The 15,383-nt window shown below is 61.9% G+C and carries 15 protein-coding genes; 7 read left to right on the top strand and 8 right to left on the bottom strand.

The features are described from left to right. Window positions 1–65: 65 nt before the first annotated feature. Window positions 66–326 (bottom strand): YebG family protein, encoded by a 261-nt coding sequence (locus AC07W7_RS19190; protein ID WP_003188807.1) that lies wholly within the window; start codon window positions 324–326, stop codon window positions 66–68. A 455-nt stretch (window positions 327–781) separates the two neighbouring features. Here AC07W7_RS19190 and AC07W7_RS19185 point away from each other — a divergent pair, with 455 nt between their 5' ends. Continuing rightward, the gene (locus AC07W7_RS19185; RefSeq protein WP_495039913.1) at window positions 782–1,231 is read left to right on the top strand and encodes a phosphate-starvation-inducible protein PsiE; all 450 of its coding nucleotides are present in this window, start codon (window positions 782–784) and stop codon (window positions 1,229–1,231) included. 1 nt (window position 1,232) lies between these two features. Here AC07W7_RS19185 and AC07W7_RS19180 read toward each other — a convergent pair whose 3' ends face one another. From AC07W7_RS19180 to AC07W7_RS19170, 3 genes are all read right to left on the bottom strand, one after another. Then, a complete protein-coding gene (locus AC07W7_RS19180) occupies window positions 1,233–1,550 on the bottom strand; it encodes a DUF3509 domain-containing protein (protein ID WP_076962800.1) in 318 nt (105 codons plus the stop codon). A 273-nt stretch (window positions 1,551–1,823) separates the two neighbouring features. Next, window positions 1,824–3,110, bottom strand: coding sequence for a serine/threonine transporter (locus tag AC07W7_RS19175; RefSeq protein ID WP_076962799.1), 1,287 nt, complete (start codon window positions 3,108–3,110; stop codon window positions 1,824–1,826). Window positions 3,111–3,169: 59 nt separating this feature from the next. Continuing rightward, a complete protein-coding gene (locus AC07W7_RS19170; protein ID WP_495039912.1) occupies window positions 3,170–4,546 on the bottom strand; it encodes an L-serine ammonia-lyase in 1,377 nt (458 codons plus the stop codon). A gap of 137 nt (window positions 4,547–4,683) precedes the next feature. Here AC07W7_RS19170 and AC07W7_RS19165 point away from each other — a divergent pair, with 137 nt between their 5' ends. Together AC07W7_RS19165 and AC07W7_RS19160 are read left to right on the top strand one after the other, a co-directional pair. After that, window positions 4,684–5,631 carry a LysR substrate-binding domain-containing protein gene (locus tag AC07W7_RS19165; protein ID WP_076962797.1) on the top strand — a complete coding sequence of 316 codons (948 nt, stop codon included), beginning with the start codon at window positions 4,684–4,686 and terminating at the stop codon, window positions 5,629–5,631. 212 nt (window positions 5,632–5,843) lie between these two features. Beyond that, on the top strand, window positions 5,844–6,251 hold the full coding sequence (locus AC07W7_RS19160) for an HPF/RaiA family ribosome-associated protein (RefSeq protein ID WP_495039911.1): 408 nt from the start codon (window positions 5,844–5,846) through the stop codon (window positions 6,249–6,251). 105 nt (window positions 6,252–6,356) lie between these two features. Here the strand turns inward: AC07W7_RS19160 and fecA are convergent, their stop codons facing one another. From fecA to AC07W7_RS19145, 3 genes are all read right to left on the bottom strand, one after another. After that, window positions 6,357–8,702 carry a TonB-dependent Fe(3+) dicitrate receptor FecA gene (gene fecA / locus AC07W7_RS19155; RefSeq protein WP_495039910.1) on the bottom strand — a complete coding sequence of 782 codons (2,346 nt, stop codon included), beginning with the start codon at window positions 8,700–8,702 and terminating at the stop codon, window positions 6,357–6,359. 91 nt (window positions 8,703–8,793) lie between these two features. Beyond that, a complete protein-coding gene (locus AC07W7_RS19150; RefSeq protein ID WP_169897816.1) occupies window positions 8,794–9,738 on the bottom strand; it encodes a FecR domain-containing protein in 945 nt (314 codons plus the stop codon). Beyond that, complete coding sequence (locus AC07W7_RS19145; protein ID WP_169897815.1) at window positions 9,735–10,223, bottom strand: sigma-70 family RNA polymerase sigma factor; 489 nt, start codon at window positions 10,221–10,223, stop codon at window positions 9,735–9,737. The genes AC07W7_RS19150 and AC07W7_RS19145 overlap by 4 nt, the downstream gene beginning before the upstream one ends. Before the next feature lie 249 nt (window positions 10,224–10,472). Between AC07W7_RS19145 and AC07W7_RS19140 the strand changes: the two genes are divergently transcribed. From AC07W7_RS19140 to dacB, 4 genes are all read left to right on the top strand, one after another. Then, window positions 10,473–10,775, top strand: coding sequence for a DUF3649 domain-containing protein (locus AC07W7_RS19140; protein WP_076962792.1), 303 nt, complete (start codon window positions 10,473–10,475; stop codon window positions 10,773–10,775). Then, the gene (locus AC07W7_RS19135; RefSeq protein ID WP_495039909.1) at window positions 10,772–12,346 is read left to right on the top strand and encodes a PepSY-associated TM helix domain-containing protein; all 1,575 of its coding nucleotides are present in this window, start codon (window positions 10,772–10,774) and stop codon (window positions 12,344–12,346) included. Before AC07W7_RS19140 ends, AC07W7_RS19135 begins: the two co-directional genes overlap by 4 nt. Further along, window positions 12,346–12,672 carry a DUF3325 domain-containing protein gene (locus AC07W7_RS19130; RefSeq protein ID WP_169865493.1) on the top strand — a complete coding sequence of 109 codons (327 nt, stop codon included), beginning with the start codon at window positions 12,346–12,348 and terminating at the stop codon, window positions 12,670–12,672. The genes AC07W7_RS19135 and AC07W7_RS19130 overlap by 1 nt, the downstream gene beginning before the upstream one ends. Window positions 12,673–12,817: 145 nt before the next feature. After that, window positions 12,818–14,272: a D-alanyl-D-alanine carboxypeptidase/D-alanyl-D-alanine endopeptidase gene (gene dacB, locus AC07W7_RS19125; protein WP_495039908.1), complete on the top strand. Its 1,455-nt coding sequence runs from the start codon at window positions 12,818–12,820 to the stop codon at window positions 14,270–14,272. 139 nt (window positions 14,273–14,411) lie between these two features. Here dacB and AC07W7_RS19120 read toward each other — a convergent pair whose 3' ends face one another. Next, window positions 14,412–15,287, bottom strand: coding sequence for a helix-turn-helix domain-containing protein (locus AC07W7_RS19120; RefSeq protein ID WP_495039907.1), 876 nt, complete (start codon window positions 15,285–15,287; stop codon window positions 14,412–14,414). Window positions 15,288–15,383: the final 96 nt, after the last annotated feature.

Genomic DNA, 15,383 nt, shown 5'->3' with positions numbered 1-15,383 from the left:
TTGGCTACTTTAGCGGCATTAAAAAGGCCCTGAATCAACGATTCAGGGCCTGTTCAATTCGCGCTTTATTCCGCTGCCGGGTTCAGCAACTCGGACAATGCATCCGGCTGGCTCTTGAATGCCTTGGCAAACACATCGCGATTCTTCGCCATGTAGATCCCGGCTTCCTCCACCTGCTGCTCGCTCAGGGACGGCACGGCTTTTTGCAACACTTCTGCGAGCAACTCAGCGAGTTCAAGCATCTTGTCATGACGGTCAGCTTCGGCTTTATCCATGAACAAACGCTCCAGATCTCGGCTGCTGCGGTATACCACTTCGACGGCCATTCACCACCTCACATGCCTTCACGATAGTTGTCTATTGCGACTACTGTATTTATATACAGCTAAAAGGATAAGCCAATCCCGGGGGTTTGGGTAGCAGCTTTTTAATGTAGTCGGGAAATGGCAGGTTGCTACTAGAGAAAACGCTTACTTCACGCTGTGGTTACGACGTGCAGCGGCGCTTACCAACGCAGGGTGCCTGATGCCTCAAGCGGCTCTCAGGTTCTTCGCTGGCAGTTCCTGCCGGGTCGGTATTAGCTTTGAGTTTTTCTGTTGTTAGCGTCATTCAATCGATTGAAGTGCCTCATATCAACCCGCCATCATCTCACTCTGCAATCCCTGGCCTTTTTTCTGCATGCCTAACGATCGTCACGCCGAACGGGCATTATCCGTTCCGGCGCGAGGTACGACGCAGGGGTTGGCCGGGTTGGCTATTTTTTAAACAGTGGTGGTGAGCAATGACAGAAATGAAGTGGGCCGAAAAAGTGCGCAAAAGCCTGCACGCGAATGCCGATTCCCTGGGCAACCTGGCGGTGGAGGCGTTTCACTACCTGGCGCTGTTTGGCATCGGTGCAATCACCGCCTATGCGGCAATAATGACCTTTATCGATATGTTGCAAAAAGGCGGCATCAGCGTGGATGACATCCTGCTGCTGTTTATCTACCTGGAGTTGGGCGCCATGGTGGGAATTTATTTCAAGACCAACCACATGCCGATCCGCTTCCTGCTCTACGTGGCAATCACCGCATTGACCCGCCTGCTGATCGGCGATGTGTCCCACCACAATGCCCCGGACCTGGGGATCATTTACCTGTGTGGTGGGATTCTGCTGTTGGCGTTCGCCATCCTGGTGGTGCGTTTTGCCTCGTCGCGTTACCCATCGGTCAAGGAAAAGTCCGAGTCCTGAGTCAGAGCCCGGCCGTGACTGGCGGCCGGTTGCTGGGCGGGCGCTGCAACAGTTGGTGACTGTCGCCGTCGGTCATCATCGCCAAAATCTCCATGGCACTGTGGCCCTGTTCAATGGCAATGCCCCATTGCACGCTTTGCACCAGGCGTTTGAGCCGTTGTGGGTCGTTGCGCTGTTCGGCGCTGATCATGCGTTTGGCGACCACGCCGTTGTCGTCGGAGAGGGTCAGCAGGATGCTGCCGTCCAGGCGCTGGATACTCAGGTTGACCCGGTATTGTGGGGTGAACGTGTCGGTGATCAGCTGAAAAGGATTGTCCATGGTGCGTTACCGCCTGATAAGAACATGCACTGATTGACGACCGGTAGGGCGATTGGTTCGTGTTGCCTGACCACCGGTCACAAGCTCCGTTTTCCTTCAGAGGGTGTACAGCAAGGGGCGTGCCGTACAGCTATCTTTCTGACGATGGGTTACCCCTGTGGACGCGGGCTTGTGTGGGAGCGGGCTTGCTCGCGATAGCGGTGTATCAGCCAATTCATCTGGTGCTGATCCACCGCAATCGCGAGCAAGCCCGCTCCCACAGGGTGATCTGTTTCAGGGCACCAGCGAGAAAATGACCGCAGACAGCGCAATCAGCCCCACCAACACCACAAACACATTCGACACCTGGCCCGAATACTGGCGCAACGCGGGGACGCGGCGGATGGCGTACATCGGCATCAGGAACAGCAGGCACGCGATGATCGGCCCGCCGAGGGTTTCGATCATGCCCAGGATGCTGGGGTTGAACGTGGCGACGGCCCAGCAACTGAGGATCATGAATACGGCGGTGCAACGTTCCAGCCAGCGCGCCGACAGGGTGCGGTTGCGCCCGCGCAGGGACTTGACGAGCAGGCCCTGGAAGCCTTCGCTGGCGCCGATATAGTGGCCGAGGAAGGATTTGGTGATGGCCACCAGCGCGATCAACGGCGCGGCATAAGCGATGACCGGGGTCTGGAAGTGGTTGGCCAGGTAGGACAGGATCGAGATGTTCTGTGCCTTGGCGGCGGCAAGGTCGGCGGGCGACAGCGCTAGTACGCAACTGAAGCAGAAGAACATCACGGTGAGCACCATCATGCCGTGGGCCATGGCCAGGATGCCGCTGCTCTTGCGCTCGGCTTGGGCGCCGTACACACGTTTCTGGTCCACCGCAAAGGCCGAGATGATCGGCGAATGGTTAAACGAAAACACCATCACCGGAATCGCCAGCCACAGGGTGTTGAAGAACACCGGCAGGGGCATGCCCTCGCTCGCCGAGGCGAAGAACGCGCCGTTCCAGTTGGGGATCAGGCTTAGCGCCAGCAACAGCAAGGCGGCGACGAAGGGGTAGACCAGCACGCTCATGGCCTTGACGATCACGCCCTGGCCGCACCGCACAATGGCCATCAGGCCGAGGATCAGCACCAGGGATAGGATCGCCCGTGGCGGTGGGGTCATGTGCAGTTGGTGTTCCATAAAGCTGCCGAGGGTGTTGGTCAGCGCAACGCTGTACACCAGCAGGATCGGGAAGATGGCGAAAAAGTACAGCAGGGTAATCAGCTTGCCGGCGCCGACGCCGAAATGTTCTTCCACCACGTCAGTGATGTCGCCGGATTTGCCCGACAGCACAAAGCGCGTCAGCCCACGGTGGGCGAAGAAGGTCATGGGGAAGGCCAGCAGCGCCAGCACGATCAGCGGCCAGAAGCCACCGACTCCGGCGTTGATCGGCAGGAACAGGGTGCCGGCACCGATGGCGGTGCCGTACAGGCCCAGCATCCAGGTGGTGTCGTGTTTGCTCCAGCCCGTTGTCACGGTGTGTTCTACAACAGGGTTTTCGGCAGCAGGTGTACGTACATCGGTCATCGTTATTGCCTCGTTATTATTTTTGCGCGGGCTCACGTCGGGGCAGGTAGCAGTGCTCCTCAGCACTCCACCCAGCTGACCGCCAGGCCGCCCCGTGAAGTTTCTTTGTATTTGTCATGCATGTCGGCGCCGGTATCGCGCATGGTGCGGATCACCCGGTCGAGGGAGATAAAGTGCTTGCCGTCGCCGCGCAGGGCCATTTGCGTGGCGTTGATGGCTTTGACGGCGGCGATCGCGTTGCGCTCGATACAGGGCACCTGGACCAGGCCGCCGACCGGGTCGCAGGTCAGGCCGAGGTTATGTTCCAGGCCGATTTCGGCGGCGTTTTCCAATTGCTCGGGGGTGGCGCCGAGGATATCCGCCAGGCCTGCGGCGGCCATGGCGCAGGCCGAACCGACTTCGCCCTGGCAGCCGACTTCGGCACCGGAGATCGAGGCGTTTTTCTTGCACAGGATGCCGACGGCGGCAGCTGCCAGGAAGAAATTCACCACATCATCATCGCAGGCGTCGGCGTTGAATTTCATGTAGTAGTGCAACACCGCCGGGATGATCCCGGCCGCGCCGTTGGTGGGGGCGGTGACCATGCGCCCACCGGCGGCGTTTTCTTCGTTGACGGCCAGGGCGAACAGGTTGACCCACTCCATGGCCGACAGGGTCGAGGTGATCACATTCGGCTTGCCGATTTCCAGCAGGCTACGGTGCAGCTTGGCGGCGCGGCGCGGTACATCCAGGCCGCCGGGCAAGATGCCTTCATCGCGCAGGCCTTGTTCGACGCACTCGCGCATCACCGACCAGATATGCAGCAGGCCGCTGCGGATTTCTGCATCGCTGCGCCAGGCGCGTTCGTTGGCCATCATCAATTCAGAAACTCGCAGGCCATGCGTGTTGCACAGGGCCAGCAGTTCGACGGCGCTGGAAAAGTCGTAGGGCAGTTCTACATCGCTGGTGGGAGCAATGCCCGACTCGGCTTCGGCAGCCTCGATAATGAAACCGCCGCCCACCGAGTAGTAGGTCTGTTCGCTGAGCAGGCCGTTTGCCCCGTAGGCATGCAGGGACATGGCGTTGGGGTGGTAGGGCAGGCTTTCCTCCAGCAGCAGGAGATCGTGCTGCCAGTTGAAGGAAATTTCTTGGGTGCCGCCAAGCAACAAGCGGCCTGATTCGCGCAACTGTTGGATGCGCGGGCCAATGGAGGTGGGGTCAACCCGATCTGGCCATTCGCCCATCAACCCCATCACACAGGCACGGTCGGTGGCATGGCCCACGCCGGTGGCGGACAGTGAACCGTACAGGCGCACTTCCACGCGCTGGGTGTGCTCCAGCAATTGTTGGTCGGCGAGGGCCTGGGCGAAGGTTGCCGCTGCCCGCATGGGGCCGACGGTATGGGAGCTGGACGGGCCGATGCCCACCTTGAATAGATCAAAAACGCTGATAGCCATGCTAAAGCCTTACAAGCAATGGAGTAGGAATCGCTGCCATGTTTTGTAGGACAAGCGGAAGTGGCGCGATACTGAGCCTCTGGATCGGCACTGACCAACGAATTATCCTAAGACACCCTTTAGCAGGACTAAACGCTATGGCTCGCCCGCTTCATGCCCAGACCTATGTCTGGCTGCACGTCTTTGCCTGCGCCGCACGGCATTTATCCTTCACCCGTTGCGCCGAAGAACTGCACATCACGCCGGGGGCGGTCAGCCAGCAGATTCGCCAATTGGAAGAGCGCCTGGGCTTTCGCCTGTTTCATCGTCGGGCACGTGGCGTGGAACTGAGCGCCGAGGGGCAGCGGCTGGCGATCACGGTGAGCGAGGCCTACGGCAGCATTGATGCCGAGCTGCAGCGCCTGGATGCGGGGATGATCAGCGGCACTTTGCGCCTGCGCTCGATTCCGTCATTCCTCGGCAAATGGCTGACGCCGCGCCTGCCGCGCTTGCAGCAGCGTTTCCCGGATATCCAACTGCGCCTGGTGGCGGAAGACAGCAGCATGGCCTTGCACGAAGGCGACTTTGACCTGGCCATCGACCTCAACGACGGCAGCTATCCGGGTTTGTTATCCACAGCCTTGCTCGATGAGCAGATATTCCCGGTGTGCGCGCCGAGCCTGTTGCGCGGGCGCCCGCCGTTGCACGGCCCGGCCGACCTGGCCCATTTCCCGTTGTTGCACGACATCACCGCCTGGCGTGGGAGTTATGAATACGCCGAGTGGGAGTTTTACCTGAATGCTATCGGCTACCACGACGCCGATGTGCGGCGTGGGCACACCTTCAACCGCAACCACCTGACCATCGAGGCCGCCATTGCTGGTATGGGCGTGGCGATTGCCCGGCGCACCCTGCTCAATGATGAGTTGGAGCGTGGCACGCTGATCGTGCCCTTTGGCCTCGCGGTGCCGAACCACAAGCGCTATGTGCTGCTGTATGCGCCAGGCGCGCTGAACCATCCCGGTGTGCGTGCGGTGCATGATTGGCTGGTGGAGGAGGCGGGGATTTTTCGCGGGCTGCACCCCTTGGGCGAGGGGCAATTGTGAGGATTTTCGCCGGTGCGCGGGGGCACCCAACTCCCGACCATAACAGTGCTTTGGGCGGTTGTCAGACTTAATTTGTAATGTGGGATTTATCTTTGCATAGGGGTTGAATTGTTCCGTCAGGTGCTCAATTGTGTAGTCAAGAGGTCATGGTTTCACCGCATCGGTGTTGCAGTTGTGACCTCTGGCGAGCTAGCTGAAATAAGGGAAACACTATGCAAATCCTAGTCAACAGCGATAACCATATTGAAAGCAGCATCCGACTGGAGGAGTGGGTACGTACTACCATTGAGAGCACGCTCGAACGTTATGAAGAAGACTTGACCCGCATTGAAGTCTTTTTGAAGGATGAGAACGGCGACAAGCCGGGCCCCCACGATTTAAGTTGCCGCCTGGAAGCGCGGCCAAAGGGCCATCAACCGATTTCGGTCATCCATAAAGCCGACACCCTGGAACAAGCGATCGACGGGGCGGCCACCAAGCTGGAGAACGCGCTGGAACATCTGTTCGGCAGGCTGCAAGGCAAGCCGCGTGCAGAGAAGCGCACGCCCAACAACCAAGTCGATGAAGCCGGGCTTGAAGAGGAATTCCTGGAAAACGAACAGGCTGCGCTTAACAGCTGATTGCTGAGTGTTTTTCAACCCCAGACAAAACGGGCCTGCAGATGCAGGCCCGTTTTTTTGTGGCTAGACATATCAAATGTGAAAGCTGGCAAGCGGCTTAGGCCATCAGAACGCGACCGACGTCTGCACATACACCGTCCGCGGCTCACCCACGTATTTGCCCTTGTTGTTATCGTCAAACGAGCGGGTGAAGTACTGGGTATTGAAGATGTTCTTCACCCCCACCGCCACATTCAAATCCGACAACTGCGGGCCGAAGTCGTAGGCGGCGCGGCTGCTGAACAGCATGTAGCCGGGGATGCGCCCGGTGCTGCCATCGGCGCTTTCGGCCTGGGTGTTGGCGTTGTCGGCGAACTGGCTGCTCTGGTAGGTGCTGTCCAGGTTCAACTTCCATTGGCCTTCGGTGTAGCCCACGCCCAGGGTGCCTTTGTGCTTGGACGAGAAGGGTACGCGGTTGCCTTTGTTCGGGCCGTCTTCGCGGATGGTTGCATCGACATAGGCGTAGCTGGCGTACACATCAAAGCCGGCCAGCGCCGGGCTCAAGCCGTCGAGGGCGTAGTTGAGGCTGGACTCGATGCCCTGGTGCCGGGTTTCGCCCCGGGCGATCACCGAGTCGTTGGTCTGGTTGCTTTCGTACTGGTTGTCGAAGTTGATCAGGAACGCGCCGATTTCTGCACGCAGCGCGCCATTGTCGTAGCGCGTGCCGACTTCCCAGGTGCGGGCCTTTTCCGGCTTGACCGCGCCGCTGCTCACGCGGTTGGGCATCTGGCTGTACTGCACGCTGCCAAAGGAGCCTTCGGTGTTGGCGTACAGGTTCCACTCGTCGGTCAGGTGATAGAGCACGTTCAACGCCGGCAGGACAGTGTTGTAGTCGCCCTTGTATTTGACGTTGGTCAGGTTGTTGGTCTGCTGGGACTTGATCATCTCGTAGCGGATGCCCGGGGTCACGGTCCATTTGCCGATATCGATCCGGTCATCGATAAAGAACGCATTGGCTTCGGTGCCGCCCCGGGTGTCGCGGTCGTTGCGGCTGTCGGTGTTGGGCAGTTGCTGGTTGGCGCTGATCGGCGTGCGGTAGCGCAATTCGTGCCCGGCCTCGTTGATGTAGCGGTAGCCCACGCCGACCTCGTGGCTGCTCGGGCCGAGGTCGAAGCCCTGGGCCAGGCGGGTTTCCAGGCCGCGTACCCAATACTCGCGCGGCGACAGCGAAAGGAAGCTGCCCTGATCCAGATAGCCGCTGCGCAAGGTCTTGGTGAAGAAGCTGTTGACGGTGAATTCCCGACGATCTTCCTGGTAGCGATAGCCCACGTTAAACATCGTACGGCGGCCCCAGAATTTGTCGTAGGGACGGGTGGACTGATACGGGTCGGCCTTGTAGGCCGCCGTGCTCAAGCCTCCGGGCATATCGGCCTGACCTTCGTAGTACTGGGCCATGGCATTGAAGCTGTTGGCCTCATCCAGTTGGTAGTGGCCCTTGAGGATCAGGTCGTCGATTTGGCTGTCGCTGTGTTCGCGCCAGTCGCCGCCGCGGGTGCCGGAATACAGCAGCGCGCCACCCAGGCCATTGTCGGCGGTGCCGCCGGCCAGCAGGTTGCCGGTGGTCTTGAAACCATCGTGGCTGGAGGATGGGCTGGTCTCGGTCTGCAGGCCGCCCTTGACCGTCGGCGCATCGGGAATGGCCCGGGTCACGAAGTTGACCACGCCGCCGACGTTCTGCGGGCCGTAACGTACCGCGCCGCCGCCGCGCACCACGTCCACCGCATCCATGTTGCCCATGCTGACCGGCGCGAACGACAGTTGCGGCTGGCCATACGGCGCAAAAGGCACCGGAATGCCGTCCATCAAGACTGTCGAGCGCGACGCCAGGCGCGGGTTGAGCCCGCGAATGCCGAAGTTCAGCGCCATGTCGTGGCTGCCGGTGCCGTTGTTTTCCGGCGCATTGACCCCGGGAATGCGGTTGAGCACATCACGGGCCTGGGTCGCGCCCTGGCGCTCGAACTCTTCGCGACGGATCACATCGCGGGCGCCGGGGTGCTCGAAGACATTGGTCTGCGCCGCATCGCCGAGCCAGTCGCCCACCACGGTGGAGGTGCCCAGTTCCAGGGAACTCGGGGCATTCAGCGGTTGCAGGCTGTAGGCATTGTGACCTTCGGCGCGGGCTTGCAGGCCGGTGCCCTTGAGCAGTGCGTCCAGGCCTTGCTCGGTGGTGTAGTTGCCTGTCAGGCCCTGGCTTTGTGCGCCGGCGGTCACTTGCGAGCCAAAGGAAATCAGCACGCCGGCTTCACGGCCAAGTTGATTCAGCGCGGCTTCCAGGGAGGCTGGGGCGATGTGATAAGGCTTGGCCTCGGCCGCCAAGGCGTAGGGCAGGGCGCTGAAACTGAGGCTGGCGCCCAGCAGCAAGTGGCGCAGCGTGCGGGCAAGTGGCGTCAGGCGAGTCGGGTGCTGGGGCATGAAGAATGTTCCTCAGAGGTGGGAAACTGGCTGGCTTTCCCTCTCTGTCACGCGAGGTACGGAAAACGGCTCACGGGTGCCTGAAAATAATTCAGGCGCGGGCTTCGACGCTGACCCAATAGCGGGTAAACCGCCGCACTTTGACCGGCAGGCTGATGGGCAGCAGGTCGAGGATGCGTTCGCTGTCGTCCAGCGGGTAGCTGCCGGAGATCAGCAGGTTGGCCACCTGCGGATCACACTGCAATTGGCCGCGGCGATAACGGCTCACTTCGGCGAGGAAATCTGCCAGGCGCATGTGCGAGGCCACCAGCATGCCGTCGGCCCAGGCAGCGCTGTTGGCATCGGTAGGGCGCGGGGTATCCCAGCCTTTGCGCGTGAGGTTGACCTGGTGGGATTTTTCCAGGGGCAGGGGCAGGCCGCTGTAGGACCTGGGTGTAATCTCGACCTGGCCATCCAGCACGGCAACCTGGGTGTGGTCGTTGAACTGGCGCACATTCACCTGCGCCGCCTGGGTGGTGACAAGGCCCTGGCCGGTGATGATCTGCAACGGCGTGTTGGCGCGCAGCAATATTTCGCCTTCGAGCAGGCGGACCAGGCGTCGCGGGCCGTCAAATTGCACATCCACCGCACTGGCGGTATTGAGTTGCAGTTGGCTGCCATCGGCCAGTTGCATTTTGCGCCGCTGGCCGAAGGGGCTGCGGTAGTCGGCGGTCAACGGCGGGATCAAGTGTTGCTGGCGCAAGCCCCAGGTGGCCGCCGAGCCGGCGCCGAGGACCAGCAGCAGTTTCAGGGCCTGGCGCCGGCTGCTCGATTGCGCTGCGTTCAACGCGGCATGGGCCAGGGGCGAGGGCATGCCGCGCAGGCGCTGGTTGACCCGCTGAATATGCTCCCACGCCCGTTGATGTTCGCTGTGGGCCTGTAGCCAGTGCTGCCAGTTGGCCTGCTGGCGCGGGTTGAGCGGGCCTTGCTGCATTTGCATCAGCCACTGTACCGCCTGCTCGGCGACCTGGGGCGAGACGTTCGCGGCGGGGTTCATAGGGCGAAATAGCAGCGCATGGCGGCTTTACTCAGATGACGTTTGACGGTGGCGATGGAAATCCCCAGTTCGGCGGCGATTTGTGCGTAGGTCAGGCCGTCGAGCTGGGCCAGCAGGAAGGCGCGCTTGACCGGCACGGGCAAGCCATCGAGCAACTGGTCCAGCTCCATCAGGGTTTGCAGGATAATGGCCCGCTCTTCTTCCGATGGGGCGGCGAACTCGGGCATTTGCGCCAGGGCATTGAGGTAGGCGCGCTCCAGGTCCTGGCGGCGGTAGTGGTTGAACAGCACGCGCTTGGCGATGGTGGTGAGGAAGGCGCGGGGTTCGATCAGCGTCGGGGTTTCGCGGGCGGTCAATACCCGGATAAACGTGTCCTGGGCCAGGTCGGCGGCGCTGTGCGGGCAGCCGAGCTTGCGTCGCAACCAGCCGGTCAGCCAGTGGTGATGGTCGTGATACAGGACTTCGACAGGATTGGACGGCCGCAACGCGAGCACTCCGGCAGCATCTGCATGCGTTAGATAACGAGAATTGTTCGCATTGTAGGGTGGCGGGTGGCATTCGGCAATCTGCATAAGACCGATAGCCGCTTTTATCGTCGCCACAGAACCCTGTGGGCTGGCTTGTGTGGGAGCTGGCCCCACATTTGATTGTGGTGCCCTCTTCATCCGTTCTCTTTTGCTTATAAGAATAATTATCATTAAACTCCAGCCCCTGATAAACCAGGTGCCACTGGCATGAAAAGCAAAGCATCCCTTCCTCTTTCCTATCGGCTCGGTGTGACGTCGCGGCTGCTGGCGGCTGTTGTCGGCGGTTATGGGCTGGCGTCCCTGGCCAGCGTGTGCCTGACCTTGTGGCTGCCCATCGCCCGTGTCGATGCCGTGGTCAGCGGCATGCTCAGTTCCTTTGTGTTCTACCTGCTGGCGGTGATCTGGTGCTTTGCCTGCCGCAGTGCGGCCCGCGCCTGGTTTGGCGTGCTGGTGCCCTGCGCGATACTGGCCACCCTGGCTGGCCTGGCCTACTGGATGGCACAGCCATGAAAGAGGGTTTCCGTCAGGCCATGGCCTGGTTGCACACCTGGACCGGGTTGATCTTCGGCTGGTTGCTGTTCGCGATTTTCCTCACCGGCACCCTGGCTTACTTCAAGGGCGAAATCACCCACTGGATGCAACCGGAAGTGCCAGCGCATACGGTGGACGATGGGCGCAGCGTGGCCGTGGCGCAACGCTACCTGGAACAGCACGCCCCCACGGCGGCGCGGTGGTTTATCGGCCTGCCCAACAGCCGCGACCCCGGTTTGTCGGTGATGTGGCAAGACCAGGTCGACCCCGGCCGGCGCGGCAATTTCATCGAGAAAATGCTCGACCCGATCTCCGGCGAACAGCTCCAGGCCCGGGAAACCATGGGCGGCGAGTTCTTCTACCGGTTCCACTTCCAGTTGCAGATGCCCCACCCCTGGGGCCGCTGGTTGTCGACCATCGCGGCGATGGTGATGTTGGCCGCGCTGATTACCGGGATCATCACCCACAAGAAAATCTTCAAGGATTTTTTCACCTTCCGCCCGCGCAAGGGCCAGCGCTCCTGGCTCGATGGGCACAATGCGGTCGGCGTGCTGGTGTTGCCGTTCCACCTGATGATCACCTACAGCAGCCTGGTGATCTTCATGACCATGGTCATGCCCGCCAGCATCCTTGCGTCCTATGACGGCGGCACCCGCGCCTTCTTCAATGAACTGTTCCCGGCCACCAACAACGCGCCAGCCCTTGGCCAGCCGGGCAAACTGCTGCCCCTGGCGCCGCTGGTGGAACAGGCGCGGGCGCAGTGGGACGGTGGGCATGTGGGGCGGCTGGCGGTGAACAACCCTGGCGATGTGAATGCCTCGGTCAATGTCTCCCGCGCCGGCTCCGACCGGGTGGTGCATGATTTCGGCAGCACCGTGTCCTTTAATGGCACCACCGGCCAATTGCTGCGGGTGAGTGCCGAACAGTCGCTGCCAATGGCGATCAGCGGCAGCTTCTATGGCCTGCACATGGGCCATTTCGCCGGCCCGGTGTTGCGTTGGTTGTACTTTATCTGCGGCCTGACGGGCACGGCGATGATTGGAACTGGCCTGGTGATCTGGCTGGGCAAGCGTCAGCTCAAGCATGTAAAAACGGGTGTGATGCCGTTTGAGTTGCGCCTGGTGGAAGTGCTGAACATTGCCAGCATGTCCGGGCTGGTCATCGCCATCGCCGTGTTTTTCTGGGCCAATCGCCTGCTGCCGGCGACCTTCGCCGAGCGCTCGGACTGGGAAGTGCAGAGCTTCTTTATCGCCTGGGGCCTGACCCTGCTCCACGCCATGCTGCGTCGTGGCCGCCGGGCCTGGGTCGAGCAACTGGGCCTGGGCGCCGTGCTGTTTATCGGCGTGCCGCTGCTCAACGCGTTGACCACGTCCGAGCACCTGGGCGTATCGCTGGCCAAGGGCGACTGGGCCATGGCCGGCTTTGACCTGACCTGCCTGGGCAGCGGTGTGTTCCTGGCCTGGGCCGCGTGGAAGATGCAGCTGCGCAGCGCCCCTCAACCCCGGGCCGAGCGCAGCCGCCCACTGGCCCTTAAAGGCGAGGTGCACTGATGTTGCTGGCCTTGTTGCTGTGCTACGCAGGCTTTGTTGCGCTGTGCCTGTCCCTGGACCGTCACCACGGCGAGTTGCTGCACAGCAAGCCCTCGCCACAGCGGCGCCTGGGGTTGCGCGTGGCTGGGTGGTTGCTGTTGGGGCTGTCGATCTGGCCGGCGGTGCACCTGGCCGGCTGGAGCCGGGGCCTGGTGGACTGGTGCGCGGTATTGATGCTCAGTGGGCTGTTGCTGGTGTTGCTGTTGCCATATCGGCCAAGGCTGGCCTTGATCCTGGCGGGCGTGGGGTTGCTGGCCAGCCCCGTTGCGGCTTTGGCGACCCTCTGAACCCGTTGATGATCACCACGCCGCCCGAGTCCCAGGATCACCCACGCGCAGAATCGTCGGACGGGCTGCCGGGCTATCGCAGGCGATGACGCTGGCGGCCTGAGCTGCTAGCGTTGCGCTCTTTGATGATGGCCGGGACGTGTTGATGCAGTGGGGACGATGGATACATACCAGTGCAATGCTGGTGGGCGTGAGCCTGTTATTGGGTGGCTGTGCCACGCCCTCAAACACCCGCGAGCAGGCGCTGGACCAATTGCTGGCCGACCCGGCCCTGGCCGGTGCCAGCGTTTCATTGATGGTGCGTGATGCCCGCAGTGGCAGCACGCTGTACCAGCATAACCCGCGCACGCGGCTGGTGCCGGCCTCCAGCCTGAAACTGCTGACCACGGCGGCGGCCATGGATGTGCTGGGCCCGCAGTATCGGTTTTCTACGCAATTGTTGAGCAATGGCCGCCAACAGGGCGTGCGCCTGCTGGGCAATCTGTACCTGCGAGGCCTGGGCGACCCGACGATCCAGTGGGCGGACTACCAGGCCCTGGCGGCGAACCTGGCCGCGCAGGGGATCCGGCAGATCCAGGGCGACCTGGTGTTCGATGACAGTTGGTTCGACGCCGAGCGCCTGGGGGTGGATTGGGCCCACGATGACGAAGACAAGTATTACGGCGCACAGATTTCCGCGCTGACCGTGTCGCCCAATGCCGATTTTGATGCGGGCACCTTGATCGTCACGGCCAGGGCACCCGCGACGGTCGGCCAGCCGCTGGGCGTCACCCTCAGCCCACCTACCGATTATGTGCAGCTGAGTAACCTGGCGGTCAGCGGCCCGGGCAACAGCTATGGGCTCAATCGCCAGCATGGCAGCAACTTGCTGCGCCTCAGTGGCGCCTTGAAACCGGGGACGCAAAGTCGTCAGTGGGTCAGCGTGTGGGAGCCGACGCAACTGGTGGCCAATCTGTTTGAGCGGGCCTTGGCAGAGCAGGGCATCACGGTGCAGGGGCGGCGGGTGATCGGCGGCGTGAGTCCGGCGACGGCAACCGTGCTGGCCGTGCACGAATCGGCACCCTTGCAGGCATTGATCAGGCCCTTGCTCAAACTGTCCAACAACAGCATGGCCGAAGCATTGCTCAAGGCCATGGGGCGCCAGCAGGCGAATGCCGGTACGGCGGCAGCCGGGGTTGCGGCGGTGGCCGGCTTTCTCAAGCGCCAGGGCCTGGACCCGGCAACGTTGAACCAGGTGGATGGCTCGGGGTTGTCGCGACGTAACCTGATGTCGGCGCAGCACTTCACCGATCTGTTGCTGGCCATGGGCAAACAGCCGTGGTTCAACGCCTGGTACGCCGCGCTACCCATCGCCGGCAACCCGGATCGCCTGGACGGCGGCAGCCTGCGTTACCGCCTGCGTGGGACAACGGCGCAAAACAACCTGCGGGCCAAGACGGGGTCGATGGGTGGGGTGTCTTCGTTGACGGGCTACATCACCGATGCCCAGGGGCGGCGGTTGGTGTTTTCGATGTTGACCAACAACTATGTGGTGGAGGGTAGTCGGATCAAGGCGTTGGAAGATCGACTGGCCGTGGTCCTGGCGCAACGCCTGGATTGAAACCCGATCAAAAAATGTGGGAGCGGGCTTGCTCGCGATGGCGGTAGGTCTGCCAATGCATCGGGTGACTGGCACACCGCTATCGCGAGCAAGCCCGCTCCCACACAAGTATCTCCCACATTGGTTTTGTGTCGGGCCTCTAGGGTTGGAACGCCTGCCGATACTCCCCCGGTGTCGCCCCCATCGTCTGGCGAAACCGGTTGGTAAAGTGGCTGGCGCTGGAGAACCCGCACGCCAGGGCAATCTCCCCCAGGGCCAATGAGCCGCTGCGCAACAGGGCCTGGGCCCGCGCCAGGCGGCGGGCCAGGACATATTGATGGGGCGGCAGGCCGAAGCTTTCGCGAAACATCCGCGCAAAGTGGTATTGCGACAAGGCGCACAGCCCTGCCAACTGCCCCAGGCTGATCGGCTCGGCCAGTTGCTGCTCGATATAGTCCACCAACTGCCGGCGCTGGTGCGCTGCCAGCCCGCCCTTGACCCGCAACCCTTCACGCAGGCCAACCTGGCTGAGCAAGGCGTGGTTGAGCATTTCAAAGGCCAGGCTACTGGTCAGCAGGCGTTCGGCCGGCTCCTGCCAATTGAGGCGGATCAACTGGTGAAAACGCCGCGCTTGCTGTGGGTCTTCGAGGAAGGTGCTTTCACGCAGTTGCAGGGCACGGGGTTCGCGGTCCAGCAGGGTGATGCAACCGAGGGCGAATTGCTCCGGGCTGAAATACACATGGGCCAGGCGGATTTCGCCATTGATCACCCACGCCGACTGATGTTCGGCGGGCAGGATGCACAATTTGTCGGGGCCACCCTTGGTGCCGGGTTGGCCACGGCGGAACGTCCCGGTGCCACCGCCCACATAGCAGGACAACGTGTGATGGCTGGGGGCCTGGTAATCCTGGGCGTCGTGGTGGTTGCTCCATAAAGCGGCGGACAAGCCATCGCCGAGCTCGGCGCACAGCTCCAGGCGAGCGTTGGGCGAGCTGTTCAGGGCTTTGAAGACTTGCAGGTTTTCCAGTGCAGACATGGGGGCTCTCTCCGACGCCTTGCATCCTACTCCCGGCGGCCGGCGCTGTGAGCCCCCGGCCCGACAAAAGCGCAAGAATCTGCAAGTGCCCGGCAG

The organism is Pseudomonas sp. GW821-FHT01D09 (assembly GCF_059422465.1).
The sequence above is the reverse complement of the archived record's forward strand: the minus strand, read 5'-3'. Positions and strand labels throughout refer to the sequence as shown.

Coding starts and splice junctions, on each gene's coding strand:
- AC07W7_RS19190 (WP_003188807.1), bottom strand. CDS start 326: ATGGCCGTCGAAGTGGTATACCGCAGCAGCCGAGATCTGGAGCGTTTG.
- AC07W7_RS19185 (WP_495039913.1), top strand. CDS start 782: ATGACAGAAATGAAGTGGGCCGAAAAAGTGCGCAAAAGCCTGCACGCG.
- AC07W7_RS19180 (WP_076962800.1), bottom strand. CDS start 1,550: ATGGACAATCCTTTTCAGCTGATCACCGACACGTTCACCCCACAATAC.
- AC07W7_RS19175 (WP_076962799.1), bottom strand. CDS start 3,110: ATGACCGATGTACGTACACCTGCTGCCGAAAACCCTGTTGTAGAACAC.
- AC07W7_RS19170 (WP_495039912.1), bottom strand. CDS start 4,546: ATGGCTATCAGCGTTTTTGATCTATTCAAGGTGGGCATCGGCCCGTCC.
- AC07W7_RS19165 (WP_076962797.1), top strand. CDS start 4,684: ATGGCTCGCCCGCTTCATGCCCAGACCTATGTCTGGCTGCACGTCTTT.
- AC07W7_RS19160 (WP_495039911.1), top strand. CDS start 5,844: ATGCAAATCCTAGTCAACAGCGATAACCATATTGAAAGCAGCATCCGA.
- fecA (WP_495039910.1), bottom strand. CDS start 8,702: ATGCCCCAGCACCCGACTCGCCTGACGCCACTTGCCCGCACGCTGCGC.
- AC07W7_RS19150 (WP_169897816.1), bottom strand. CDS start 9,738: ATGAACCCCGCCGCGAACGTCTCGCCCCAGGTCGCCGAGCAGGCGGTA.
- AC07W7_RS19140 (WP_076962792.1), top strand. CDS start 10,473: ATGAAAAGCAAAGCATCCCTTCCTCTTTCCTATCGGCTCGGTGTGACG.
- AC07W7_RS19135 (WP_495039909.1), top strand. CDS start 10,772: ATGAAAGAGGGTTTCCGTCAGGCCATGGCCTGGTTGCACACCTGGACC.
- AC07W7_RS19130 (WP_169865493.1), top strand. CDS start 12,346: ATGTTGCTGGCCTTGTTGCTGTGCTACGCAGGCTTTGTTGCGCTGTGC.
- dacB (WP_495039908.1), top strand. CDS start 12,818: ATGCAGTGGGGACGATGGATACATACCAGTGCAATGCTGGTGGGCGTG.
- AC07W7_RS19120 (WP_495039907.1), bottom strand. CDS start 15,287: ATGTCTGCACTGGAAAACCTGCAAGTCTTCAAAGCCCTGAACAGCTCG.